Source organism: Lacisediminimonas sp. (assembly GCF_030645335.1).
Lineage (GTDB): Bacteria > Pseudomonadota > Gammaproteobacteria > Burkholderiales > Burkholderiaceae_D > Lacisediminimonas.
This window is the reverse complement of sequence record NZ_JAUSNH010000114.1, coordinates 13,076-39,003: the sequence shown is the minus strand read 5'-3', so window position 1 is coordinate 39,003 and position 25,928 is coordinate 13,076. Positions and strand designations below refer to the sequence as shown.

Genomic DNA, 25,928 nt, shown 5'->3' with positions numbered 1-25,928 from the left:
CCTTCATCGCCGTGGTGGCGCCGAGCGAACCGAGCTGCTTGGAAAATTCATCCACGCCGCCGCGGCCCCAGTCGTCATTCACGCCGATGTAGGCAACGTTCTTGAGCTTGAGGTTGTTGGTCAGGATCTGGGCGAAGGTCCGGGCCAGCAGGGCATCGGTCTCGGTCGCGCGGAAGAAGTACTTATTGCCCTTGTCGGTCAGGTCCGCCTTGGACGACACCCCGGTCACCAGCGGCATCTTGTACTTCTCGGCGATCGGCATCACCGCGGCGGTGGAGGAACTGCAGAATGCGCCCGACAGCGTGACGACCTTGTCTTTCTGGATCAGCTTCTCGGCAGCATTGACCGAGTTGGCCGGCTTGCACTGGCCGTCTTCGATCACCAGTTCGATCTTCTTGCCGAGTACGCCACCTTTGGCATTGCGCTCTTCCACGGCGAGCTTGGAGCCCTCCACGTCGGCATTACCGTTGTAGGCGACCGAACCGGTCAAAGGCTGGATCAGGCCGATCTTGATGGTCTGCTGCGCCAGTACGTGGCCGGAAACCAGCAGTCCGGCCAGGGACAAGGATGTTGTCAATATCGAGAATTTCATTCGTGTTCTCCGTGGATGAGAAAAAATGCTGCCGTGTGCCCGCTTCGTTGAAATGCCCTGCGCTGTGCTGCATGTTGCCGTGCTGCTGTTTTACTGACTGACTGCCGACATTCCTTGTTACCCGGACGCCATAGTGCCCGTCGCTGCCATGCCGCGGCGATTACCGTGACATCACTTGAAAATCCGCTTGAAAAATCCGGCTATGCGATCCTTCAGGATCACCCACAAAAGATTGCCGGCATCGAGCTGTGAGGGTGCGGACTGCGGCGCCGCGACTGGCGGCCTGGGCCCGGTGTCGGGCCCCGCCGGCGCAGTCGCCGTCGCCCCGCCGGCATCCGGCGCTTGCGCCGTGTCGGCGCTCGCGGCCACGGCTTCCTGCTCTGCCAGCCGGCTCTCGAACTGCCGCACGAACTCATTGGTCATGCGGTTGGCAATTTCCTGCATCACGGCCGCCTTGCCGAACTGCGCCAGCGCACCCGCCAGGCTGATGTCGGAGACGATCTCGACATGGGCGCCGCCATCCACGCCCGGCGTGACCTGGTAACGCATTTTTGCCGTCACGCGCGAGCTGCTCTTTGCATCTGCGCCCTTGCCGGTCACCAGCGCCACTCGCTCAAGCGCATCGCGCTCGATCGAAATCAGGCCATCGAAACCGGCAGCCAAGGGGCCGACCTTGACTGACAACTTGCCCTTGTATTCATCGGCCGTGATTTGCTCGGTGATCGATGCACCCGGCAGGCAACTGGCCACCAGATGGATATCCGACAAACCCTCCCAGGTCTGCTCGGGAGAAAAACGGGTATCGAAAGATTTTTTCAGTTCCATGATGTTCAATAGACCGCGCAGGCTTGCGCGTTGGTGCGGGGATCTGCTGCCGCCTGCAGCGAGCCATCGGGTCGGATCCGCATGAGTTGCTGCACCGAGCGGTTCGACAGCGGCGCGACCATGCGCACCTCGAATTGCGCGACATCGATCGCCGCGCCTGGCTCGGCAGAATATTTGCCACTGTCGTCGGTCGACCAGCGCGGGCTGGTCACGACCTCTTGCAAGGGGCAATCCTGCAACAATTGCGCCACGCTCTGCACGTTCCACGGCAATTGGTTGACGCCGCCTGGCGTGCCGCCAAAAGTGAGTCCATGCCGGTTTTCCAGCGCCCATGCGTGCAAGGTCGTCGGCGGCGTCTTGCCTGGTGCGGGCGCATTCGGCGAACCCGGTGCTGCCTGCAAGTCAAAGCCGCGCCCCGGCCGGTTGGCCAACACCAGTCCGTTGGACAGCACCACGCCCGAGCCAAAGCGCGGGAAGGAATTGCTGTGCACCACCACCACGGCATTGCCTTCATCGTCCGCGGCCGTGACCAGCGAGGTTCCCGGGTCGCGACCATCGCGACCGGCAGCACGCGCCAGGGCCCGCATTTCTGCAACGACCGTCGCTTGCTGTTCATTACCGGCCAGCAGTCGTTGCAGCACTTCGCCGAGCAAGCCGCCATGCGTGGGGGCCGGGGTCGCATACAAGCGGACGCCGTCGGCAAATTCCGTCACGCGCGGCGCGACGATGCGCGCCGGATGCACGCGCAAATCCTCTTCGCGCAGGAAACCGCCGCGCGCCGACAATTCATGCACCAGTTGCGCGCCCGCAGCCCCGAAAAACAGCTCGCTGCCGCAGCGTGCGAACTCTTCCAGCAAGCTGCCCAGTCCCGGCAAATGCAGGCGGTCGCCGACCTTGGGCTCGGGTCCGGCCAGATAAACGCAATCCGGACTCCACTTTTGCAGCAACTCGCGCGACTCCGGCAAATAAGACAGCGCGGTACGGGTCCACCAGACGCCATTGTTGGCGGCCGCCACGGCTGGCTGCACCAGGCGATCCAGCGGCAAGCGGGCCATCCGGTGCAACGCGGCGTAGCCATCCGGCGCGCCGGGCACGCCGACCGATTTCGGGCCCAGCTTTTCCAATGTATTGCTGGCCAGGCTAGCTGCGCCTGCGCCGACTGAAAACAAAGTCTGGACCGGGCCGCCACGGACCCGGAACAGGGCAATCACGTCACCGGCCAATCCGCACTTCATCGGCAAGGCCACGGTCTCGACGAAGCAGGCGGCCAGCGCCGCGTCGAAGGCGTTGCCGCCCTGCGCATAAGCGGACATGCCGGCGCTCGCCGATTGCGGCAAGGCCGCCGTCACGGCGCGGCGACCTTCGACAGTGCAGGCTTGCTGGAGGCGGGCCAGGTCGCTCAAAGTTTTATCCCGGTGAATTTCAGTTGCGTCAATTCTTCGATGGCGTACTTGACGCCCTCGCGGCCAATACCGCTTTGCTTCATGCCGCCGAACGGATACATGTCGAGCCGGAAGCGGCTGGCTTCATTGACCCACATCGAACCGACATCGAATTCCTCGGAAAAGCGAAATGCCGATTTCAGGCTGCTGGTAAACACAGCGCCTTGCAGGCCGAACGGCGAATCGTTGGCCAGTGCCAGCGCGTCGTCGATGTCGGCCGCCGGCATCACCAGCGCCAGCGGTCCGAATACTTCGTCGGTCCACAGTTTGGCGTGCCGCGGCACGTCGACCAGGATGCCAGGCGACACAGTGGCGCCATCCTGCTTTGGCGCCAGCGCACACGATGCACCGTTTTCCAAGGCATTGGCGACCATGCCCATGACGCGATTGGCCGACAGTACCGATACCATCGGCCCGACATCGGTGGCGGGATCCTGCGCCGGACCGACCTTGAGCTTGGCGGATGCCGCGACAAACAATTCAGTGAACTGCGCGACCACGGCTTGCTCGACAATCACGCGCTGGGCCGAAATGCATTGCTGGCCGCTGGCTTCGAAAGCGGCAGCCGCGATCTTGGTCGCCGCATCCGGCAAGTCGGCATCGGCCAACACGATATTGGCTGCGTTCGAACCCAGTTCGGACACGAATTTCTTGTTGCCGGCATGGCGTAACAGTATTTCGCCGCCCAGCGTGCCACCGGTAAAACTGACGGCGCGTACCAGCGCATGCTTGACCAGGGCGACGGCCGCATCCTTGTCGCCAGTGACGACATTGAACATGCCTTTTGGCAAGCCGGCCTTGACCATTTCTTCGGCCAGCAGCAGCGCAGCGCGGGTACCCGCCGGCGCCGGTTTGGCGACCACGGCATTGCCTGCCGCCAGCGCCGGTGCCAGCTTTTGCACCAGCAGGTTGATCGGCGCGTTGAACGGCGTGATTGCCGCCACTACGCCAATTGGCACATGCCGGGTAAAGCCGAAATGACCGGCGCCAGCCGCAGCCGCGTCGACCGGCACCACCTCGCCGGCCAGTTGCTGCACGGCGGCGGCGCAGGCGCGGGCAAACTGCGCACCGCGGCCTGCTTCAAAATTGGCGGCGCGGATCGGCTTGCCAACGTCCTGGCAAATGATTTCGGCCAGCCGCGCCGCATTGGCTTCCAGCACCTGGGCCAGCAAGTTCAGCCAGGCCGTGCGTTGCGCCAGCGTTGAACGCTTGTTCTGCAAAAATGCCTGCTGCGCGGATTGCACCGCGGCGTCGATCACGTCCTCGGTACTTTCTTCAATGTCGAAAACCGGCTGGTTGTGCTGTGGTGCGACGAAGGCGAATGCTGCGCCGGAGGGCGCTGCGTGGGTGTCATTGATCCAGGACGTGAGACGATTCATTGATATTGTTTTCCAGTTTTCCTGATTGATGGGCGAACCTTGTCGATGCGACGAATCGGCACGCCGGCCTGCACCAATTTACTTCCCGGCCTTTCGCATGCGTTCCACATGCATGTTGGCCAGGAACGGCGTCAGCGGATGCGCGCCCATGGCCACGAAAGCTGGGAAATCCATCTTGATCAGCGCGGCCCGCTGCTCGGCCGTGAGCTTGTAGCGATCAGCAAAGCTTTCCGGATTGACGTGATACACCTCGCGCGCTGACGCGTCATGTGCAATCGCATGCAGCGCCGCCGTCACCTGCACCAGATCAGGACGAATATTCGGATAATGCGGCGTGGTTTCCGGCGCCGGTGGCGACCACCATCCAAGCGAAGCGTAGTTGTGGTGCCAGCTCGGGTTGAGCTCCAACATGTCCGGCTTGCGATCACCGAGCGCGCCAGCGGCCAGGCCCCAGCAGCGCAGCTCGATGTTGCCGGTGTCGTCGAGCTGCTTGTCGGTGTAGCCGATCAGCGACTTCAGGGAGCCATCGCGCAAGCGGTCGAGCAAAGCCTTGTCGAAGGCCAGGTCCGGATCGGCATAGCGGTCGGTTCCCGGGAAATGCGACATGCCGCCGGAGGCGCACACCACCGTGCGCAGGCCAAGCTTGGTGACGGCATTGGCCAGCGCATTGCCGAAGGCGTAGCAGCGTTCGATGCTGGGCTGCGGCGGCAGGTAGGCGTTGACATAGATCGGTAGTACCACATCATCGGGGCCCACACCAAGATGGGTCAGCGGGATGCCCAGCGCATAATCGATTTCCGCGGTGCTGGTGAATGCCGGATCAAAGCCGTTGCGATACAGCTCGCGCACGATCTCGAATGAAATTTCGCTTGGAACCTTATGCTGGAAAGTCTTGCCGGCGAAGCTGCCGCTGGCCTCGCCGCCGGTGTGCAAGGTAAACGGCGGCGCGCAGTTGTGGAAAAACTGCTGGGCATGGTCGTTGGCGATCATGATCCACAGGTCCGGTTTCAATGCACGTAACTGGCGGCCGATCTCGGCTGCCGCATCTTCGACTGCCTTGATGGTTTCTTTCGACTCCGAATCGGGCCGTGTGAAGAACTGTGGCGCATGCGGCAGCATCGCGCCGCCCAGGACTGTTGTTCTGTTCATCATTTTCTCCGCAAATAATCGTTGATCGCTGCCAGTTGCCAACACGGCCGGGACAGGCTGGCGCGGCCGGGTGCTTGCCTGGTGCCCGCCCCTGCCTGACTGCCTGCCTCATGCCTGTTTCAATTCTTCTCCGGCAGCGTATCAGCCACTGCCTTGATCGAGCGCACGATACCCTGGTAGCCGGTGCAACGACACAGGTTGCCGCTCATGTCGCAGCGGATCGTCTTTTCGTCGACCTTGCCCTTGCGCTGCAGCAGGTCCCATGAGCTGACCAGCATGCCGGGCGTGCAAAAGCCGCATTGCAAGCCGTGCTCTTCATGGAACGAGTCCTTCAGCCGCTGCATCAGCGCATCGTCCTTCATGCCTTCCAGCGTGGTGATGTCGGCACCGTCCAGGGTCGCCGCCAGGGCAATGCAGGAACGGGCAGGCTCGCCGTCTATCAGGATGGTGCAGGCGCCGCAAACACCATGTTCGCAGCCGAGGTGGATCGAGGTCAGGCGCAATTGCTCGCGCAGGAAATCAGCCAGGTGGGTGCGCGGCTCGACGTCGCCCGACACTTTCTGGCCGTTGACGGTCAGCGTGATGCGTGTGCTCATTTCTTCCTCAAGTCAGCGATTGCACGGCATACAGCGGTGCGGTGCAGCAGGATTTTTGCGGGTGTAAAGTCGCGTCCGGCGTCGCCAAGTTCTTGCCCGACGATCGCCGCCAGCGCGGCGCCGGCAGCACCCGCCAACACGGCTTGTGCTGTCTGCGCCAGCACCAGCGGCGTGCCGTCGACCGCGCCGACGACAACCCGTGCGCGCGCGCCATCCGACAGCGCCAGCGCAAACGAGTCGGCGTATTCGCCGGTCTTGCGCATGACCTTGTAATAACCCCAGCGCGCAGCAGGCGCCAGCTTGGGCACTTCGACACCCGTCATCAGCTCGTTCTCGGCGAGCGCAGTCATGTAGGGGCCGACCACGAACTCGGTCAAGGGAATGCTGCGCTTGCCGTCGACGCTGGCGAGATGGATGCGGGCGTCGAGCAAGACCCCCACCGTCAGCCAGTCAGCGGCCGGATCGGCCAGCGCAATCGCACCGCCAATCGTGCCGCGATTGCGCACGGCGCGATAGGCGATCTGTCCGGCTGCATGCTGCATCAGGCCATTGGCGCAGTCGGGCACGCGGCCATCTTCAAAGTCGGCATGCCGCAGCATGGCGCCGTACAGCATGCTGTCGCCCCGGTCCTGCACTTGCTTGAGTTCGGTAATGCGCGACAGGTCAACCAGGCAATCCAGCGGCGCCAGCCGCAGGTTCAGCATCGGCACCAGCGACTGGCCGCCGGCTAGCGCACGCGCCATGCCGGCGCCTTGCGCCAGCGCTTGCAGCGCCAGCTCCAGGCCCACTGGCTGGTCAAGTTCGAATTTCGCAGCTTTCATCGATCAGTTCCCGTTACCTTGCGCCGTTTGCGCGGCGGCAATTGCTGTCAGCATGCGGTCTGGCGTCAGCGGCGTCTCGCACATTTCCACGCCCATGCTGCGCAGCGCATCGTTGACGGCGTTGACGACCGCGGCCGGCGGCGCAATGGCGCCGCCCTCCCCCATGCCCTTGATGCCAAAACGAGTGTGTGGCGACGGTGTTTCCATATGCAACACCTTGACGTCGGGCACTTCGGTCGGCCCGGGCAGGATGTAGTCGAGGAAGGTCGATGCCATTGGCTGCCCATTCTCGTCATACGGAATTTCTTCATACAAGGCCGTGCCCAGGCCCTGCGCCACACCGCCCACGACTTGCGCTTCGACGATCATCGGATTGACCATCGTGCCGCAGTCGTGGCACACCACATAGTCGAGCAATTCGATCATGCCGGTGCCAGGATCGACTGCCACCACGCAGGCATGGCTTGCATAAGAAAATGCGCCACTGCTGCGCCCCGGCTGGTAGACAGCGCTGGTATCGAGCGCCGGATCTTCGCCGGGAGGCAGGCGTTCCGGATGGAGATAAGCCGCCTCTGCCACGTCGGCAAATGAAACCCGCCTGGCGCCGGCAACCACATGGCCATCGGCCAGCGCGACCGCCTCGACCGGGACACCGAGCAAGTGGGCGCCGATACGGCGTACTTTTTCGGCCAGCTTGGCGCACGCGGCGGAGACTGCGCCGCCAGCCATGGTCATGCTGCGCGAAGCGAAGGTGCCCATGCCATACGGGGACACCGAGCTGTCGCCATGGCGCACGGTGACCGACTCGACCGGAATGCTCAGTTCCTGGTGGGCCACCTGCGCCAGCGTTGTTTCCAGGCCCTGGCCGTGGTTCTGGATTCCGACCAGCAAGATCAATTGGCCATCCGGTGTGAAGCGCGCCTGCGCCGGCTCGAAGCCGAACACGACCGGCAAGCCGCGCGCCACCCATTCAGCCGTGCCATGGGCGGATTGTTCGGTGTAGCTGGCGACACCCAGCCCGATCAGGCGGCCGTCCGGCTCCGGCGACTTCTGGCGCTCGCGCACCGCAGCGAGGTTGATGCCATCCATTGCCCGGCGTGCGCATTCCGGATAGTCACCGCTGTCATACAGCTTGTGAGTGGCGGACTGATACGGCATTGCCGACGGCGGGATCATGTTTTCCAGCCGCACGTCTTCCGGTTGGCGATGGACTGCGCGGGCCACGGCATCGATCAATGTTTCGATCGCAAAACAGGCGCCGGTGCGACCCACACCCCGATACGGGCCCAGCGGTGATTTGTTGGTGCATACCGTGATCGCGCGGCCATGGTAGACCGGGATGTCATACGGGCCAGTCATGATGCCGCAGGACATGCCGGCTTCCATGCCGGCGGTCCAGGGCCAGACGGAATACGCGCCGGCATCGACCGTGACAATCGCTTCCACACCAAGGACGCGACCATTTTCATCGGCATAGGCGGTCAGGTCATAGCGGTGTTCACGCGCATGCGGCGAAGCCACCAGATGCTCGCGCCGATCCTCGATCCAGCGTACCGGCCGCCCCAGCTTCATGGCCAATGCAGCGATGGCCAATTCTTCCGGGTTGAAATTATTCTTGATGCCGAAGCCACCACCGACATCCGGTGCGATGACCCGCAGCTTGCTTTCCGGCAGGCCGATCGCTTGCGACAGGATGGTGCGGATCACATGCGGAAACTGGGTGGAACTGTAGACCACCAGTTCATCCATGCGCCGATCGTAATAGGCCAGCACGCCGCGGCCTTCCAGCGATACGCCAGCGTGACGCGACATGCGCAACTTCTTCTTGACGGTGACGGCAGCTGCCTTGCGCACGCTGTCGAGGTCGCCGGTTTCGATCCGGGTCTCGACGTACAGGTTGCTGTCCCAATGTTCATGCAGGCGCGGCGCGCCCGGCGCCAGGGCGGCGTCCATGTCGGTCACGCACGGCAATTCGTCGTAATCGACCACGCATTCCTGCGCGATGTCCTCCGCCTCGGCACGCGTCTTGCCAACGCACATCGCCATGATGTCGCCGACGAAACGCACCTTGTCCTTGGCCAGCGCATGATAGTCGGACTTGTTGAATCCGGGCGCGGCGCTGAAGGCGACAATCGGCTTGATCCAGTCGAAGTCGGCAGCCGTAAATACCGCGCCGCGCCGTTCTTCGGGCACCTCGATGCCGCGAATGTTTGCGTGCGCGACCGCGCTGCGCAGGAAATGCACGTCCAGCGTGCCAGGAATGTCGAGGTCGGCCAGGTACTCGCCCTGGCCGTCGAGCAGCCGCCGGTCTTCACGCCGCTTGACGGAAGCGCCGACACCTTGCGGCCGGTCGGTCACTGGCTTATTCACTTTCGTATCCACAAATGCGCACCTTGTCGTTTTGCCTGAATCCGGTTGCCGATACGTCACGGCACAATTTCCGGAAAGCGTGCGACATATCGTATACGATATGCGATTATAAGTGCCATATTTTTTGCTTTTCCTGCGCCTGCAAAGCGGGCCCGCGACCATCGGGTTTCATGCCGATGCGCAGGCGCACCAGTTATTGGCGCTGCATGCTGGCGCGCACCAACATGCAGCAGGATTCACCCACAGGCACCCGAGGGCACGAGGAGGATTGATGGCAGCACGCGGCATCCGGGCGATCAAGCGCGCCCCCATACATGAGCAGATTTTGCTGCAACTGCGGCAGGACATCGTGCGCAATCGCTGGAAGCCGGGTGAGCGCCTGCCGGAGCCGGAGCTATGCCAGGAATTCGGCGTGTCGCGCACGCCGATGCGTGATGCGCTGAAATTGCTGGAAGCAGAGGGCCTGATCGAACTGCGGCCCCACATCGGCGCAGTCGTGACGCAGCCCGGACTGCCCGACCTGGAAGAGAAAATGCAGGTCCTGACCGCGCTGGAGCAAGCCGCGGCATCGCTGGTGGCGGCGCGGCGCCCGGTCAAAGTGATCGCGCAGCTGCGCCAGCTGCATGCCGACATGCAGGCTGCGGCCCAGCAAGAAGACATGGCCTTGTACTACCGGCTCAACGACGACTTTCACCGCGCCATCGTCGAGGGCTCGGGTAACAAGACACTGGCGCAGATCCACGAGAACATCATGTGGCATGTATTCCGCGCTCGCCACATGGCGAACGAACACGAGCAATTCGACAGTTCCGCTGCGCAGCACCATGAAGCCATCATGAGCGCAATCGCCGACGGCCGGATCGAGGACGCTGGTCAGGCGATCTGCTCCCATCTTGGCGATGTGACCCTGCTGATGACCAGTTCAAAAAAATCAGCGGCACCCCGGCCGCCAAAGACGCGCGCGACAGCGGCCTGATGCCCTTGCGGCTCAAGTCCGCACAACTATCACGCGCCCTTCCCCAAGCGGCAATTGACAGCCGCCCGAATTGCTACTATTTTCGATTACTCAGTATGCTGAGCTGTTGGCATTGCTCTTGCATATCGATACGGACCAAGCGTTTTCAATCAAACTCAGGAGCCATCGGATGTCTTCAGTCAAAGCCTTGATCAGCGCCGCCATTTGCAGTGTCGCGCTGGCGTTCACCGGATCTGCATCCGCCCAGAATCTCGACAAGCTCAAGGTTCGTCTCGACTGGACGCCTTGGGGCGTGCATGCCGCCTTCCATCTGGCGCAGCAAAAGGGCTGGTACAAGCAGGCCGGACTCGATGTCACGCTGGAAGACGGCAATGGTTCGGTCACGACCATCCAGCTGGTCGGCTCCAGCGACCAGTTCGACGTCGGCCATGCGGCGCTGGCATCGATGATGATTGCGCGCGAAAAAGGCCTGCCGGTCAAATCGGTTGCCGTCTTTGCCCGTTTGTCCGACGTGGGCCTGCTGGTGCCGCAAGGCGCGGGCATGAAAGGACCGAAAGACCTGAAGGGCAAGAAGATCGCCTACACCACCGGTTCGCTGGAAGCGCCCTTCATTGACGCCTTCCTGGCCGCCGGCGGACTCAAGCGTTCCGACGTTGAACTGATCAGCGTGGATGCGGCAGGCAAGGCCTCCACCTATGCTGCCGGTCGCACTGACGCCGCCTTCTCCACGGTGCCATTCTTCCTGCCGGTGGTATCGGCGACCCGCCCTTCGGACGGCATCAAGTTTTCTGATTTTGGCCTGAACATGCCCAGCTTCGGACTGCTGGCCTCAGAGGACAAGCTGAAGACCCGCGGCGACGCCATCATGCGTTTTGCCAGCGTCACTGCCGGCGCATGGCAATATATTTACGACGGCAAGCAGGATGAAGCCGTTGACGCCATCATCGCCCAGCGTCCGCAGGCCAGGCTCAACAAGGTCGTGCTGCGTGGCCAGATCGATGCACTCAAGGCGCACTTCACCTCACCCAATTCCGCCGGCCAGCCAATTGGCGCGCAAGTACCGGCGGACTGGGCAGAAGCGGTCAAGACCTTGACTGCCGCCAGCCTGATCAAGGCCGGTTCCGATCCCAAACAGTATTACCAGCCCAACATGGTTCGTCCTGACGTCTTCAAGAATCTGAAATAAATGAGCAAAGCCGCAGTCAGCGCACGCAATGTGCGCAAGCAGTACCCTGGCGGCGTACTGGCCTTGCAAGACATCTCCCTCGATGTCGCGCCGGGCGAGTTCGTCAGTATCCTCGGGCCCAGTGGCTGCGGCAAAAGCACATTCCTGCGCTGCATCGCCGGTCTGGAGCAATCCACTGCCGGCGAGCTGCTCGTACAAGAGTTGCCGGTGCAGGGACCACCGGACGACATCGGCATGGTGTTCCAACGCGATGCGCTGCTCGAATGGCGCACGGTGGAAAAAAACGTCATGTTGCCGATCGAGTTCAAAAAGAAAAAAACCGCGGACTACCACCAGAAGATGGCCGGGCTGCTGAAGCTGACCGGTCTGTCGGATTTCAGCCAGAGTTTCCCCAGCCAGCTTTCCGGCGGTATGCGGCAGCGTGCCGCGATCTGCCGCGCACTGATCGACGATCCGGCGCTGTTGTTGATGGACGAGCCTTTCGGCGCGCTCGACGCGCTGACCCGCGACCAGATGAATGTCGAGCTGCAGCGCATCTGGCTGGAGATCCGCAATACCGTGCTGTTCGTCACGCATGGCATTGCGGAAGCGGTATTCCTGGCCGATCGCGTGGTGGTGTTTTCGCCGCGCCCTGGTCGGATTGCGGAAATCCTGACCATCGACCTGCCGCGCCCACGCAAGCTGTCGGTGCGCGAGACCCCTGAATTCGGCCGCTATTGCAGCCGCATTCGCGCGCTGTTTGAAGAGATGGGCCTGATCGACGAAGGAAGCCACTGATGAAGCGACTGTTCCGCCGCAGCCGCCAGGGCATGATTGCCCTGGTCTCGTTCCTGGTCGTGCTGGTTTCCTGGGAAGTGCTGGTGCATGTGCTGAAGGTGCGCCCTATCATGCTGCCGCCGCCGTCGGCGATCTTCAAGGAGCTGCTTGCAGAGCCGGTCTGGTATGCCGGCCATGCCTGGTACACGCTGCTGACCACCATGGCGGGGTTTGTGCTGTCGGTGGTGCTGGGCGTTGGCATTGCCATGTTGCTGGTGGGCTCGCGCTGGTTTGAAAGCGCGGTCTACCCCTTGATCATCGCCTTGAACAGCGTGCCCAAAGTTGCGATTGCGCCCTTGTTCGTGATCTGGATGGGCACCGGAGCCGAACCGAAGATCGCGATTGCCTTCCTGGTCGCCGTGTTTGCGATCATCGTCGATACCGTGCATGGCTTGCGCTCGGTACCGCCGGATATTTTGGACATGGGACGGGTCTTGAAGGGCTCGACGCTGGATTTCTTTATCAAGGTCCGGCTGCCGTGCGCCCTGCCCTCCATCCTGACCGGCATGAAAGTGGCGATTTCGCTGGCGCTGGTCGGCGCCATCGTCGGCGAGTTCGTCGCGTCGCAACGGGGACTGGGCTACGTGATCATGAGCGCGCAGGGCACCTTTGACACACCGCGCGTGTTTGCGGCCATGATCCTGCTGTCGCTGATGGGCATTGTGTTGTTTGGCGCGCTGGCCTGGCTGGAGAAGCACGCCATGCCCTGGCGACAAGCGCAATAGCAAGCAACGGCGGCATTGCCGCCGTTTTTTTCGCACGTTGAAACCTATCCTCGCAAGCGGGCCACCACTACCTGCCACAACATCCTGAACAAGCCGATTTTTTGCACCGGCAATTGATCAGCGCGCGCGCCGCCCATGCTGGCGTTCAGGTTCAGACCGAATTGCGTGATCATCCGCGACACGAAATCCCGCACCAATCCGGAACGCGAGAACTGCGCCAGCGGTCCCTGCAACATGTGCTCCAGCGTTATATCCACCCGCGTGCGCTGGCCGCCATCGAGCGCCACCAGTTGATAGCCAATATCGCCTTTGGCGCGTGACTGGCTCACGGTGTCGGTGCCGGCGCCGCGCAACATGCCGCTGTGCGTGGCAGCGTTGCGCTCCAGCGAGGCCGCGCCATTGAACGCAGCCGAGATCGGGCCAAATTTGACGGCGATGCGGCCCTTGACCGAAGAACCGTCGGCTTCCTGTACTTCCGCACCCGGCAGGCAAGCCGCCAGCGCGCGCACGTCACCCATGAATTCCCATACGCGTTCGGGCGGAAAATCGACTTCGAAGGAGCCCTGCATCTGCGACCACCCGCGGCGGCTTTCACCGGCGGCGGCCTCGGGCGCGGCCGGTGCTGGCGCCGCTGGTATTGCAGCAGCAGGCGTCGCATCGGCAGCACGGGTGGCAAAAGTCTGCATCGGTGCGGCGTGCTGCGACACGACGGGCGCAGCAGCGGCAAGCTGCAAACCACCTTGCGCCCTGGCCTGGACCAGCACCGACTGGATCGCCCGTACGATGCCGACATACCCGGTGCAGCGGCACAGGTTGCCCGACAGTTCGAGCCGGATGCGCTGCTCGTCGGCATCGGGCAAGCGCGTGACGATGTCGCGCGCCGTGGCAAGCATGCCGGGCGTGCAATAGCCGCATTGCAGCGCGTGTTCCTGGTTGAATGCCTTTCGCAGCAGCGCCATGACCGGATCATCGCCATAGCCTTCGATCGTGGTTACCTTGCGGCTTTCGCAGGCCACCGCAAACGTAATGCAGGAGCGCACGGGCTTGCCATCCAGCAGTACCGTGCAGGCGCCACATACGCCGTGCTCGCAACCCAGGTGGGTGCCGGTCAGGCCGCACTGTTCGCGCACGAAGTCGCCCAGGTGGGTACGCGGTTCGACCAGATGTTCTACCGCTTCGCCATTGACCAGCAAGCGGACCGGTTTGCGTTCCAGCGCAGCAAGCGGGCTGCGCGTCTCGGGCATGGCACTCATGATTGCTTCTCTCCTGTCACCTGTTGCAAGCAGCGCTTGACGGCGATCGATATTTGCAGGTTACCCGTGGCATCCTTGCCGGTCGCAACCGACGACACGGCAGCCAGGCAATTCTCGGCCGTGATGGCGCCAGCGCCCTGGGCTGCGACGGCGCTCGCCAACTGCGGCAGGCATGCCGGTGCGCCGTCCAGCGCCCCGATCACGAGCCGCGCAGTGCCTTGCACAGGATCGAATACCGCAGCGGCGCTGGCTTCGGCAAACTCGCCCGCCTTGCGACAAAATTTTACGTAGCCCCAGCGCATGCCTGGGGAGGCAAGCGGCACCAGCACACCGGTCAGCAGTTCGCCCTCGGCCAGGGCGGTGGTGAATGCACCCGACATGAACTGCGACATCGGCACCCGGCGCGTGCCGGCGGCTGACAGCAATTCAAGTTGCGCATCCAGCACCGTCATTGCCAGCACCCAGTCTGCAGCCGGATCGGCATGGGCCAGGCTGCCGGCCACGGTGCCGCGGTTACGAATGGCGCGATAAGCGATGCCGCTGGCCACATGGCGCATCATGGCCGCCAAGGAAGGCGATTCACGCAGCAATTCATCGAGTGCGCCATCTTCGATCTCGGCATGCGTGATGGCGCCGCCGATGCGAATGGCGCCATCGCGCAACTCGCAGCGCCTGCCCTCGGCAAGGGCGGACACATCAACCAGGCGGCCCGGCCGCACCAGGCGCAAGTTCAGCATCGGCCCCAGCGACTGTCCGCCGCCGAAGGCTTTGGCGTCGGGCAACAGGCGCAGGGCATCGCTGGCGTTGTCGGCCCGATCATAGTGGAATTGCGCTGCTTTCATGATTGTCCTCCTGCGATCCTGGCCTTCTGCAATGCCGCCAGCAGGCGATGTGGGGTCAAGGGCGTCTGGTTCACTTCCGCACCGAGCGGACGAATCGCATTATTGACTGCATTGAAAATGACTGCCGGCGGCGCAATCGCTCCGCCCTCGCCCACGCCCTTGATGCCGAACTCGGTATTGGGCGACAGCGTTTCCATGTGCTCGATGCGGAAGGCCGGCAATTCAGCCGGGCCCGGCAACAGGTAGTCGGCCAGCGTCGACGTCAGCGGCTGGCCATTGTCGTCGTACAGCGCCTCCTCGAACAGCGCGGTGCCCACGCCCTGCGCTGCGCCGCCGTAGGTCTGGCCTTCCACCACCATCGGGTTGACCAGGCGTCCGCAGTCTTCGACGATCACGTAATCGAGTATTTCGACATGGCCCATTTCGACATCCACCGCCACCACGCAGGCGTGCGATGCATAACTGAATGCGCCGCTGTCGACTTTTGGCTTGTAACCCATGGTCACTTCCAGTCCGCCGGCGTCGACATCTTTGGGCAAGGATTCAGGGCGGACGTACCAGGCGTTGGCAATCTCGCGCACCGTCACGCGGCGCTCACCGGCGAGCACGGCGCCGCGCTCCATCGTGACCTCGTCTTCGGCCACTTGCAGCAAGTGGGCGCCGATTTTCTTCAGGCGCGGCAGCAGCGCCTTGCAGGCTTGCGACACCGCACCGCCCGACATCACGATCGAACGCGATGCGTAAGTGCCGGTCGAAAACGGCGTGGTGCCGGTATCGCCGTGGACCACCTTGGTGGAGGCGATCGGTATCCCGAGCACTTCATTGGAAATCTGCGCCATCGTGGTTTCCATACCCTGTCCGTGGGAATGGATGCCGACCCGCAGTTCAAGTCCGCCGTCTGGCGTAATGCGCGCCGTTGCAGAATCGAATCCGGGAATGATGGGCAAGCCCCAGGCGGCAAACACGGAAGTGCCGTGCGCCGACTGCTCGTTATACGTGGCAAAGCCGATGCCGATGCGACGCCCGTCCGGCTCGCCTTTTTTTTGCCTCTCAAGCACCTCTTCCAGGCGGATACTGGCCATCGCCCGGCGCAGGCTTTCATGGTAATCGCCGCTGTCGTACAGCTTGTTGGCGATATTCTTGTAGGGCATGGCGGAAGCGGGAACCAGGTTGTCCATGCGCACTTCCCAGGGCGTGCGGCCGACCCGGGCGGCAATCGCATCCATCAATAGTTCGATGGCGAAGCACACGCCGGTCCTGGCCACACCCCGGTAAGGCAGGAATCCCGGCTTGTTGGTGGCCACGCATTCGGTATGGCAGCGGTAGCCCTGGATCAGGTAAGGCCCCGGCAGGTTGCCGGTAGCCTGGCCCGGCTCCAGGCCGATCGTGAATGGCCAGGCCGAGTAGGCGCCGCCATCAATGGTGATGCGCGCGTCCAGCGCCAGCAAGCGCCCTTGCTCGTCGGCATAGGCGGTCAGGTCATAGTGATGCTGGCGCGAATTGGCGCCGGCGGTCAGGTGTTCGCGCCGGTCTTCGATGAAGCGGAACGGCTTCTTGTAGGTCAGGGCCAGCCATGCCACGCACAGCTCTTCCTGGTGGAACACGCACTTGTAGCCGAATGCGCCGCCCACGTCCGGCGAGATCACGCGCACCATGGCCTGCTCCAGCCCCAGGCATTCGCACAGGATGGTGCGGATCATGTGCGGCACCTGGGTGGAACTGACCACTACCAACTGGTTCAGCATGTGATCCCAGTAAGCCAGCACAGCCTTGCCTTCCATCGGCGACATGACTTGTCGCGCCAGGTTGACGGTCTTCTTGACCACCACCGGCGCGTTGGCGGCATGCTGCTCGAACTGGTTGTCCACCTTCAGCGTCAGGAACAGGTTGTCGTCCCATTCTTCGTGTATCCGCTGGGCCGAGGCGCGCGCGGCATCGGCGCTGACCAGCGCCGGCAATTCTTCCAGGTCAAGGCCGATCTGTTCGGCGATGTCCTCGGCCTGCGCGCGGGTCGGCGCAAAGGCCATGGCGACCGGCTCGCCGGCGAAACGGATCTTGCCGGAAGCCAGCGGCGGATGGGCGGAACGCTTGTAGCCCGGCAGGGTCGACTCGGCGACAATATCTTTCGCGCCCGGCATGTCGGCGCGGATCTTGACCTGCTGGTCGCAGCCGGCCGGCTTGATGATGGCGGTGATGCGGGCATGCGCCACGGGGCTGCGCAGGAAAGCGACTTCCTGCAGGCCCGGCATGCTGTAGTCGGCGACGAAACGGCCCTGTCCGTGCAGATGCCGTGCATCTTCCTTGCGGGCGACGCGTTCACCAATACCGCCTTCGGTTCCGCTTGCTCCGTACATATGTCCCATCAGTGCCGTTCCTTTTCTGATCCGAATACCGCGACTGCATGCGCAATGACGCGCCGTGCAGCGCCATGCCATCCGTGCATGATGCAAAAAGCTGCGCACCATGTAAAGAAGCCGGCCGTACCGGCAGTACCGGTACGGCCGGCCAGGACCCGCCAGTTTACTTACGGGTTACAGCAGCGAACGTGTAGGAGTCGAGATAGTTGTCGGCAACCTTGAACCAGTTCGCCTGGTCGCGCTGGAACGCCTTCCAGGCCGGATAGATCGCTTTGAAGTCGGCGTTCTTCTCCGACAGTTCGCCAAACAGTTCCATCGACGACTTGAATGCCGCGTTCATCACATCCTTCGGGAAATAGCGCAATTGAGCGCCCTGTCCCAGCAACTTGCGCAGCGCGTCCGGATTGCGGGCGTCGTACTTGGCCAGCATCTTCATGGTCTGCTCGTTGGCAGCGCACTCGAATGCTGCCTTGTACAGCGGCGGCAGCGCTTCCCATGCCTTGGCATTGACCATCGACGTGATCGATGCGGAACCTTCCCACCAGCCTGGTGCGTAGTAGTACTTGGCGACCTTGTTCAGGCCCAGTTTCTCGTCGTCGTAAGGACCGATCCACTCCGCTGCATCGATCGTGCCTTTCTCCAGCGCCGGATAAATGTCGGAGGTCGCGATCTGCTGCGGCACCACGCCGAGCTTTTGCAATACCATGCCGCCCAGGCCACCGATACGCATCTTCAGGCCCTTCAGGTCCGCGACCGATTTGATTTCCTTGCGATACCAGCCGCCCATCTGCACGCCCACGTTGCCGCAGACGAAATTGACGATGCCGTATTGCTGGTACAACTTGCGCAAAGCCGCCATGCCGCCGCCGTACTGGACCCAGGCATTGTGCTGGCGCGCCGACAGGCCGAATGCCAGGCCGGCGTCAAATGCCAGCGCGGTATTTTTGCCGATGAAGAAGGACGACAGCACATGGTTGCATTCGACGGTGTTGTTGCTGACTGCATCCATGTTCTGGCCCGGAGGAACGATCTCGCCGCCGGCAAAGGCGCGAATCTCGAATCCACCTTCGGTCAGCTCGCCGACCCGTTTGCACATTTCATCGGCCGAGCCATAGACCGTATCCAGGCTTTTTGGCCAGCCGGTGGACATGCGCCACTTGACCGACTGCTTGGCCTGCGCCAGGGCTGGCGCCGCAAGGCTTCCCAATGCTGCTGCTGCACCCGCCTGCTTCAAAAATCCGCGTCGTTGCATGTTTTCTCCAGAATGTCGTTGATGGATGCCGCGGATGGACCCGAAGCATTGCTGCAGGGCGCAGGACGCGCCTCTATTCCCTAATTCCAGTACCCTGGAATTTGATCAGCGTACTGAGTAAAAATCGGCTTGTCAACATTGCTCGCATGGTGATTCTTCATAGTGCAGTGCGGCAGAATAATGCACCGCCGTGGCATGCCCGCTCCCTGACTTGGAACACGATCGGCAATGCAAACGGCTGCCGGTGTGACCGGCCTGCCGTCGTTGACACGCGTGCCGAGCGCTCCGCAGTCGCTGTTAATCGCTGATTGCGAAGCGCACCCATTGCATGTGCCAATCGATGCCTAGTGATTGGCGTCCTGGCCCAGCGAAGGCCGCAGCGCAGGATGCGGCCGGAAATCGGCCGACAGCAACTCCAACGCACGCGCAACCCGGAAGCAGGCGTCTTCGCGCCATGCCGGCGCGATGATCTGCACGCCGAGCGGCATCGCGCCTTGCGGCCGATACGGCGCCAGCACGACCGGCAAGCCAATGAACGAAATCGGCTGGGTCAGCATGCCCATGTGCGCGCGCGGCATCATTTGCTGGCCGCGTACCGTCATGGCACTGGCGCCGATTGGCGTGGCAGTGCGCGGCGTTGCCGGCGCAAGGATCACGTCGACATCGTTGAACACTTGCTCGACCTCGTGCTTGAACCAGGTGCGGAACGCTTGTGCCCGCTGCGGCCATTCCGGCGGCATGAAGACGCCGGCCAACAGGCGGTCGCGCGACAGCGGCTCGAATTCATCGCCGCGCACCTGCAGGGCCGGCCAATGCAGCGCGCCGCCCTCTGCCGCCGTCATCACGAACGCCGCTGCGCGCGCCTGTGCGGCATGCGCCAGCGTCACTTCGCGGGTGGCGCCCAGCAGCGCGGCGGCGTGGACGACTGCCTGCCAGGCATCATCCTCGGCGTTGTCACGGAAATAGCCGGTCGCCACGGCAATGCGCAAGCCGCGCACAAGGGCGTCGGCAGGCTGGTCGAGCAAGGACGAAACAGGATCGGGCAAGCGTTGCGCGCAAGCCGGGTCCAGCGGATCGGGACCTTGCATGGCGTCGTATGAAAGCGCAAGGTCGGTGACACTGTCGGCCAGCGATCCGACATGATCGAGCGAGTCGACGAAGGGATAGCAGCCCTGGCGCGACAAGCGCCCGAAGCTCGGCTTCAAGCCCCATGTGCCGCACAAGGCAGCCGGCACGCGCACTGAACCGTTGGTATCGGAACCCAATGCAATAGGCACCAGCCCGGCGCCCACCGCACTGCCGGAACCGCCGGACGATCCACCGGCGATCGCGTTATTGTCGTGCGGATTGCGCACCGCGCCGTAATGCGAATTCTCGGTCGTGAAGCCGTATGCGAACTCATCCATGTGCAGCGCGCCGATCACGATGGCGCCCGCCTCGCGCAGACGACGAATCACCGTGGCGTCGGCGCTCGCTGCAGGCTGGCCGCGCAGCAGTTTCGAGCCGGCAATGGTAGTGTGCCCGGCCACATCAAAGAGATTTTTCACGGCAATCGGCACGCCAGCCAGCGGCCCCGGATCGCGTCCGGCCGCCACGGCGTCGTCGATTGCGCGCGCCTGTCCCATTGCCTGCTCGGCCAAGGTGGCGGAAAAACAGTTCAGCCGCGCTCCGTGTGCGGCAATCGCCGCCAGGGTCTGCTCGACGACCACGACAGCGCGCAGCCGTCCGGCGCGCACTGCGGCGGCAATTTCGTGCGCCCGGCCAGGCAATGGCGGCCCGATGCTCATGGCTTGCCCAGCCCGCCGGCCTGGACCGGCAGCGCATCAAGTTCGGCAATCATGCCGTGGACCCGGTGCAGGTTGGCCAGCACGCCCTCGCGCCAGGGCTCGGGCAATTGCCATTGCCTTTGATGCAGGGCGTGGGCCAGCAGGGCTTCTGCATCGAATGCAGCGTCGGCAGTGTTGGCATTATTGGCAGCATCGGTTTGCGCCGTCTTGGAATGCGGGCCGGTCATGTCAGGATTTGTCCGCTTGGGTCTCGGGTTCGGTGCTGCGCACGCAATCGAGCGCATCGCACCGGGCGAAAATACCCATGACGGTCGGGTATGGCGTCAGGTCGCAGTTGAAGCGTTTGGCGTTGTAGATTTGCGGCACCAGGCAGACATCGGCCAGCGTGAACTGCTCGCCCAGGCAAAATTTCCCATGCCGCTTTTGCGCCAGCAGGAAACTCTCCAGTCCGGCCAGTCCCTCGCGTATCCAGTGCTCGTACCATTCCTGGCTCTGCTCCGGCGTGGCATTGAGCGCGCTCTTGATGTACTTGAGCACACGCACGTTATTCACCGGATGTATTTCGCAACCGATGATCTGCGAGATCGCCCGCACATACCAGCGCTCGTCAATGCCGGCTGGCATCAGCGGCTGGGCGGGATATTTCTCGTCCAGCCATTCAATCATCGCCAGGGACTGGGTCACGACCGTGCCATCGTCATCGACCAGGGCGGGCACCAGGCCCTGCGGGTTGAGCGCCAGGAAAGCCGGATCCTTGTGCGCCATGCCGGGCAAGGACACGCCGAGAATTTCAGCGGGCAAGCCTTTCCAGGCCAGCGCAATGCGCAAGCGAAACGAGGTCGACGAGCGGAAGAAACTGTAGAGTTTCATGCTATCCCTTGATCAACGGTTAAGGATGTCGTGCGGCGTGGCGGAAATGATTTCGCCATAGTGCGGTACAAACCCGCCCGGCTCGATCATGCCGACAAATGCCGGCTTGATGTCCTCAGCCAGCACCTTGCGGATGCGCGCATGCTCGACGATGTCGCGCCACTCCCCGATCAACCAGAAGTGCAGCGGATCTTTCACATCCTGCACCAGCACGCCGTCCTTTACCTGGGCGGCCGACTTGTGCATTGGATTGTCGTCCGAGTAATCGAACTGATTGAACAGCTTGACGAATTCCTTGGGGTCCACGCCCTGCTTGATACGGAAGTCGTAAATATGGAAAAAATGTCCTTCGGAAGCCAGTGGTTCAAGTGCCATGGTGATTCTCCTTGTCGCAATAATCGGGTTCAGTATCTGGGAATGAAAGAGATCAGGATGCTTCGGGCGCACTGGGCCAGGGGTGCTGCACTTCCAGCCAGGCCGCCAGGCGGATCAGCAAGCTGTCGGCGTACCAGGGTGCGGCAAACTGTATGCCCATCGGCAGTCCGGTTTCCGACAAGCCGCACGGAATGCTGATCGCCGGGTGGCTCGACAGGTTGAACAGGTTCAGGTAAGGAATCCATTCCTCGCGCAGGTCGCCCAGCGCCTTGCCGCCGATCACCAGCGGTGCATCGACCGGGTGGCTGGCCAGCACTGGTGGCGCCGACATGGTCGGCGTGGCGATCAGGTCGAACTTGCCAAACCAGCCCTGCACCATCCGGAAAATCTCGGTGCGCTTCTGGATTGCCGCCATCAGTTGCGGCCCGGTGCAGGCGCCACCGTCGGCAATGCCGCGCGCGAAACCCGGCTCGATGCGATCGCGGACTTCTTCCAGCTTGGCGAACCAGCGGCTGGCCCAGTTAGACTGCTGCAAGACGCGCCACGGCACGCCGGGATTGTCGATGCGCAGGTCCATGTGCTCGACCACTGCTCCGTCGGCCTCCAGCCGGGCCAGGACATCATGACAGCCACGCTCCACCTCCGGATCGAGCATGGCGTTGCCGGCCAGCGCCAGCCAGCCGATGCGCAGTTTCTTTGGTTCCAGCGGACTGGCCGCTGCCGAGCGCGCATTCGGATGGGCCACGCCCAATGAGTGCGGATCGCTTGGATGCGGGCCAGCCAGCACGTCGAGATAGAGCGCCAGGTCGGCTGCACGGCGCGCCATCAGGCCGATGTGGACGAAATTATTGAACCCATCCGGCACCTGGTTGTGCGGTATCACGCCCAGGGTCGGCTTCATGCCCAGGATGCCGCAACAGGCCGCCGGCAAGCGGGTCGATGCGCCTGCGTCGGTGGCGAGAGCAAAGTCAGTCAGCCCGGCCGCCACCGAAGCCGCAGCGCCGCCGCTGGAACCTCCCGGCGTGTAATCGGTATTCCACGGGTTGCGGGTGACACCATGGGCCTTGGAATCGGTCAGCAACTTGTAGGCGAAATCAGAAGTGGTGGTCTTGCCGACGATCACCGCGCCCGCCGCGCGCAGCCGCTGTACCGCCACCGCATCCGCAGGGGGCGTTTGTCCTTGCATCAACAGCGAGCCCCATTGGGTGGGCATGTCCATGGTGTTGATGATGTCCTTGACCGACACCGGCACCGCCGCCAGCAGGCCGGGCGGATGTCCGGCGCGGGCGGCCGCATCGAGCGCGGCGGCAGTTTTCAGCGACTGCTCCCTGGCCACATAGGCAAAGGCATTGATCCTCGGCTGGGAGGTCTCGATTGCGGCCAGGGTATCGGACACGATCTCTTGCGCGGTGCGATCTCCCTGGATGAACGCACGATGCGCGCCATCTCCTGCCGGTGCGGCAACGGGGCGCTGCGTGTTGTTCGAGCCCGCGACTGGCGCGGACGGTTGCTGCGATTTGCTTGCCATGGATAGTTCCGTTAATTTACTCAGTATGCTAACTAATTTGCGGGCCGCCGCAAAGTCTCGGATTACAATCAGTCGATTCTAATAATGCATTGCGCCTGTGCGCGCTGAGTCATGCCGAAAAAAAAGCCTTTGCACGATCCTGCCCGGGTGCTGCTGTCTTCGCGTCCCGGCTACCTGATCCGCCGCCTGAACCAGATCCATTACGCAATCTTTTTTGAAGAGTGCAAGCAGTTCAACATCACCCCGGTGCAGTACGGCATGCTCACGGCGCTGTCGGTCACACCCGGCATCGACCAGAAGACACTGGGCCACGAACTCGGCCTGGATCGCACCAACACGGCCGATGTGCTCAAGCGGCTTGAAGAGCGCGGACTGGTCAGGCGCGTTCCAAGCGTGGTGGACGGCAGGGTAAAGAACGCCTTTATCACCCCAGAAGGCGAAAAAATCACCGGCGGCATGTATGCCGCCATGGCCAATGCGCAGGACCGCCTGCTCGCGCCGCTGCCGCTGGCCGAACGCAAGAAGTTCATGGAACTATTGCTGTTGCTGGTTGAGTCGAACAATGACTTGGGGCGGGCGTCGATGCGGGCCTTCTGAACCTTGGACCGCTTGCGCCGGACGCAGCCGGCAACCGGCGCCTCCCAGATCATCAAGCGGCGGGCGGCCGGCGGCGCCGCCGCACTATCCACACAATCCGGAACCGCAAGCCGGCCCAGGCTGTCGCATCAAACCGGGTACACGACGTCCGTCGCAATCACGTGGGTCTCATACACGACCTGGCGCTCCTGCAACTTGAGCTGGCCCGATTCGCGCACGAAGCGGTCGTAATAGCGTCCGGCCAGGTGGAGCGTGGTCGGCCCTTCCACCAGCGTCTGCATCAGCATGAAACTGCTCTGGGACACGAATGATCCATCCGCATCCTGGCGCATGATGCGCACATTGCCGCACACATGCAGCATGGAACGCGGCGCAAACATCTGCGTGCGCGAAACGGCGATTGCACGGTCATGCAGCATCGCGCGACCCTCGGCATACACCAGGCCCACCGGCAGGTTGGCATCGGCGTTTTCGCGGGCGGTCAAGCGGTAGATTGCGTCTTCGGTAAAGAAGTCCGGCCATTTCTCGATCGCGCCACCGTCCAGCACGGCGCAATATTCCGTATTGAAATCCTCCACCGCGGCACGCAGCTCGCGCGCACTGGCACGGTCGATTTCAGTGACTTGGTATCCTGTGATCTTCATTGGCATTTCCTTGATTCCCTTCCCAATACCCGGTTGGCTACAGATCCATTACCTTGCGGTAGTGGCGATACATGGCGCGGATTGCCGCCTCCGAGATCAGCGAATCGGTGGTGCCGATGTTGTCCGGATCAAGCTTGACCACACTCAGATCGGTGCTGGAGCGGGTCATGCCCTCCTGCACGAACTTGAGCGCCTCGTTGTCTTCCAGCCCGAGGAAGCCGGACGGCCCCATCAGGTTGCCCTGCCGCAGCCGGTGTTTCTTCATTTCCTCGGTGTCGTCCTCGTAGCCGAACATGATCCACACCATCACGAAGCTGTTGGGCCCATTGGGGACGATGTGGCGCACACCCAGCGTATTCATTTCGCGCTGCACGATCAGGTTGGGCCAGATCGTCTGCATGGTCACCGACCATGGCGAATCGGTTTCCTTGATGTACTCCACCAGGCGCTCGTCCTGCAACTTCATGCCCTCGTGGAAGGAGCGCATTTCCTTTTTCGTGTCCTCGGAAACCTTGGCATAAGTGTCTTCCGACTTGGCCGATGCCATGGTGCCGTGGATGCCGTACTTGCTGTCGGCGATCATGGCCGACTTGTTGCCAGCCACGACCAGTCCGAACACCACCAGGAAAGAATGCAGCAAGGTCGCGTGATACGGATCTTTCAAGTTCTCGTGGTACATCTTCCAGTTGGCCGGCACTTCATTGCGGGAATAGCCGTGGATCTGCAATTTCTTGCCATTGAACACGACGTCGAAATCTTTCAGGATTTCCGGCGTCAGGTAATCCTCCAGCGGCTCCATGTCCATGCAATACGAGGCGAACACGACGCCGTTGCGGGTGGTCACCTTGAGCGTCTTCAGGCCATGGTCTTCGTTCTTGAAATCGCGCGGCATGCCGCCGACGCGGTTGACGCCGCGCTTGAACGGAACGCCCTGCAGGGCCCCCTTCAGGTCATACGACCACTGGTGATAGGGACAGACGAATTCCTTGTTGTTGCCATGGCTGCTGCGGCAGAGTTCGGCGCCGCGGTGGGCGCAGCGGTTCTCGAACACATTGACCGAGCCGTCTTCCGCACGGGAAACGATCACCGGCGTGGGCCCGACGTTGGAGCGCTTGTAGTCGCCCACATTGGGTATCTCGGCTTCGAGCGCCACGAAATTCCAGCTGCGGCCATGAAAAATCCGCTCCACTTCGCGCTCGTAATTCGCCTCGCTGGTATAGACCCAATCCGGAATGAACTCCAACCCCTCCTTCGGCCAAACCAGGTCGGCGGCCGTGGCGGGATTCTTGTCCGCTGCCACGCGGCCGAGTATTTTCTGGGATTCGTACATGGTCTGCTCCTGCGTGTCGGTATGAAGTGCCAAGTCTGGAGTATGCCCAAAGCCTTGGCCCGGGTCACCTGAATTTACTCAGCACACTGAGTATTTAGCGTATCGGAGGCTTGGAAGCTTGTCAACGTTGGCAGCGCCCTTATCTGCGGGCAAGGCAGTAAAAACAGCGATGGCCCGTAAAAAACCGGGCCATCGCTGCATCAGGTCGCCGCCAAA

The 25,928-nt window shown here is 62.6% G+C and carries 24 protein-coding genes; 5 read left to right on the top strand and 19 right to left on the bottom strand.

Annotated elements, in window-relative coordinates; genetic code table 11:
- The 8 genes from Q7T64_RS08080 to Q7T64_RS08045 form a co-directional block, all read right to left on the bottom strand.
- The coding region (locus Q7T64_RS08080) for an ABC transporter substrate-binding protein (RefSeq protein WP_304794051.1) at positions 1-592 on the bottom strand (592 nt) is incomplete at its 3' end.
- Positions 593-763: 171 nt separating this feature from the next.
- A complete protein-coding gene (locus Q7T64_RS08075) occupies positions 764-1,417 on the bottom strand; it encodes an SRPBCC family protein (RefSeq protein WP_304794048.1) in 654 nt (217 codons plus the stop codon).
- A gap of 5 nt (positions 1,418-1,422) precedes the next feature.
- Complete coding sequence (locus Q7T64_RS08070) at positions 1,423-2,820, bottom strand: gamma-glutamyltransferase (RefSeq protein ID WP_304794044.1); 1,398 nt, start codon at positions 2,818-2,820, stop codon at positions 1,423-1,425.
- Positions 2,817-4,238, bottom strand: coding sequence for an aldehyde dehydrogenase family protein (locus Q7T64_RS08065; RefSeq protein ID WP_304794041.1), 1,422 nt, complete (start codon positions 4,236-4,238; stop codon positions 2,817-2,819). Before Q7T64_RS08065 ends, Q7T64_RS08070 begins: the two co-directional genes overlap by 4 nt.
- Before the next feature lie 78 nt (positions 4,239-4,316).
- Entirely contained in the window at positions 4,317-5,387 is a 1,071-nt protein-coding gene (locus Q7T64_RS08060; protein WP_304794038.1) for a hypothetical protein, read from the bottom strand.
- Positions 5,388-5,506: 119 nt separating this feature from the next.
- The gene (locus Q7T64_RS08055) at positions 5,507-5,983 is read right to left on the bottom strand and encodes a (2Fe-2S)-binding protein (RefSeq protein ID WP_304794035.1); all 477 of its coding nucleotides are present in this window, start codon (positions 5,981-5,983) and stop codon (positions 5,507-5,509) included.
- Entirely contained in the window at positions 5,980-6,804 is an 825-nt protein-coding gene (locus Q7T64_RS08050; RefSeq protein WP_304794032.1) for a xanthine dehydrogenase family protein subunit M, read from the bottom strand. Before Q7T64_RS08050 ends, Q7T64_RS08055 begins: the two co-directional genes overlap by 4 nt.
- 3 nt (positions 6,805-6,807) lie before the next feature.
- Entirely contained in the window at positions 6,808-9,174 is a 2,367-nt protein-coding gene (locus Q7T64_RS08045; protein WP_304794029.1) for a xanthine dehydrogenase family protein molybdopterin-binding subunit, read from the bottom strand.
- Positions 9,175-9,445: 271 nt separating this feature from the next.
- On the opposite strand from Q7T64_RS08045, the gene Q7T64_RS08040 reads away from it, so the two are divergent.
- From Q7T64_RS08040 to Q7T64_RS08025, 4 genes are all read left to right on the top strand, one after another.
- Complete coding sequence (locus Q7T64_RS08040; RefSeq protein WP_304794026.1) at positions 9,446-10,150, top strand: GntR family transcriptional regulator; 705 nt, start codon at positions 9,446-9,448, stop codon at positions 10,148-10,150.
- Between the two features lie 169 nt (positions 10,151-10,319).
- Entirely contained in the window at positions 10,320-11,336 is a 1,017-nt protein-coding gene (locus tag Q7T64_RS08035) for an ABC transporter substrate-binding protein (protein WP_304794023.1), read from the top strand.
- Positions 11,337-12,113 (top strand): ABC transporter ATP-binding protein, encoded by a 777-nt coding sequence (locus tag Q7T64_RS08030; RefSeq protein ID WP_304794019.1) that lies wholly within the window; start codon positions 11,337-11,339, stop codon positions 12,111-12,113.
- Entirely contained in the window at positions 12,113-12,877 is a 765-nt protein-coding gene (locus Q7T64_RS08025) for an ABC transporter permease (RefSeq protein ID WP_304794016.1), read from the top strand. Before Q7T64_RS08030 ends, Q7T64_RS08025 begins: the two co-directional genes overlap by 1 nt.
- Positions 12,878-12,921: 44 nt before the next feature.
- Here the strand turns inward: Q7T64_RS08025 and Q7T64_RS08020 are convergent, their stop codons facing one another.
- From Q7T64_RS08020 to Q7T64_RS07980, 9 genes are all read right to left on the bottom strand, one after another.
- Positions 12,922-14,130, bottom strand: coding sequence for a 2Fe-2S iron-sulfur cluster-binding protein (locus Q7T64_RS08020; RefSeq protein WP_304794012.1), 1,209 nt, complete (start codon positions 14,128-14,130; stop codon positions 12,922-12,924).
- Positions 14,127-14,972 (bottom strand): xanthine dehydrogenase family protein subunit M, encoded by an 846-nt coding sequence (locus Q7T64_RS08015; RefSeq protein WP_304794009.1) that lies wholly within the window; start codon positions 14,970-14,972, stop codon positions 14,127-14,129. Before Q7T64_RS08015 ends, Q7T64_RS08020 begins: the two co-directional genes overlap by 4 nt.
- On the bottom strand, positions 14,969-17,335 hold the full coding sequence (locus Q7T64_RS08010; protein WP_304794007.1) for a xanthine dehydrogenase family protein molybdopterin-binding subunit: 2,367 nt from the start codon (positions 17,333-17,335) through the stop codon (positions 14,969-14,971). The genes Q7T64_RS08015 and Q7T64_RS08010 overlap by 4 nt, the downstream gene beginning before the upstream one ends.
- A gap of 157 nt (positions 17,336-17,492) precedes the next feature.
- Positions 17,493-18,581 carry a TRAP transporter substrate-binding protein gene (locus Q7T64_RS08005; RefSeq protein WP_304794004.1) on the bottom strand — a complete coding sequence of 363 codons (1,089 nt, stop codon included), beginning with the start codon at positions 18,579-18,581 and terminating at the stop codon, positions 17,493-17,495.
- 344 nt (positions 18,582-18,925) lie between these two features.
- Positions 18,926-20,368, bottom strand: a complete 1,443-nt coding sequence (locus tag Q7T64_RS08000) for an AtzE family amidohydrolase (RefSeq protein ID WP_304794001.1) — start codon at positions 20,366-20,368, stop codon at positions 18,926-18,928.
- Complete coding sequence (locus tag Q7T64_RS07995) at positions 20,365-20,595, bottom strand: hypothetical protein (RefSeq protein WP_304793998.1); 231 nt, start codon at positions 20,593-20,595, stop codon at positions 20,365-20,367. The genes Q7T64_RS08000 and Q7T64_RS07995 overlap by 4 nt, the downstream gene beginning before the upstream one ends.
- A gap of 1 nt (position 20,596) precedes the next feature.
- Positions 20,597-21,238, bottom strand: a complete 642-nt coding sequence (gene maiA, locus Q7T64_RS07990) for a maleylacetoacetate isomerase (protein WP_304793994.1) — start codon at positions 21,236-21,238, stop codon at positions 20,597-20,599.
- A 12-nt stretch (positions 21,239-21,250) separates the two neighbouring features.
- Positions 21,251-21,613, bottom strand: a complete 363-nt coding sequence (locus Q7T64_RS07985; RefSeq protein ID WP_304793992.1) for a hypothetical protein — start codon at positions 21,611-21,613, stop codon at positions 21,251-21,253.
- Positions 21,614-21,665: 52 nt separating this feature from the next.
- Positions 21,666-23,141, bottom strand: a complete 1,476-nt coding sequence (locus Q7T64_RS07980; RefSeq protein ID WP_304793985.1) for an amidase — start codon at positions 23,139-23,141, stop codon at positions 21,666-21,668.
- 111 nt (positions 23,142-23,252) lie between these two features.
- On the opposite strand from Q7T64_RS07980, the gene Q7T64_RS07975 reads away from it, so the two are divergent.
- Complete coding sequence (locus tag Q7T64_RS07975; RefSeq protein ID WP_304793982.1) at positions 23,253-23,738, top strand: MarR family winged helix-turn-helix transcriptional regulator; 486 nt, start codon at positions 23,253-23,255, stop codon at positions 23,736-23,738.
- 128 nt (positions 23,739-23,866) lie between these two features.
- On the opposite strand, the gene Q7T64_RS07970 is transcribed toward Q7T64_RS07975, so the two are convergent.
- Together Q7T64_RS07970 and Q7T64_RS07965 are read right to left on the bottom strand one after the other, a co-directional pair.
- Positions 23,867-24,382 carry a nuclear transport factor 2 family protein gene (locus tag Q7T64_RS07970; protein WP_304793979.1) on the bottom strand — a complete coding sequence of 172 codons (516 nt, stop codon included), beginning with the start codon at positions 24,380-24,382 and terminating at the stop codon, positions 23,867-23,869.
- Positions 24,383-24,419: 37 nt separating this feature from the next.
- Positions 24,420-25,712, bottom strand: a complete 1,293-nt coding sequence (locus Q7T64_RS07965; RefSeq protein WP_304793975.1) for an aromatic ring-hydroxylating dioxygenase subunit alpha — start codon at positions 25,710-25,712, stop codon at positions 24,420-24,422.
- Between the last annotated feature and the right edge of the window lie 216 nt (positions 25,713-25,928).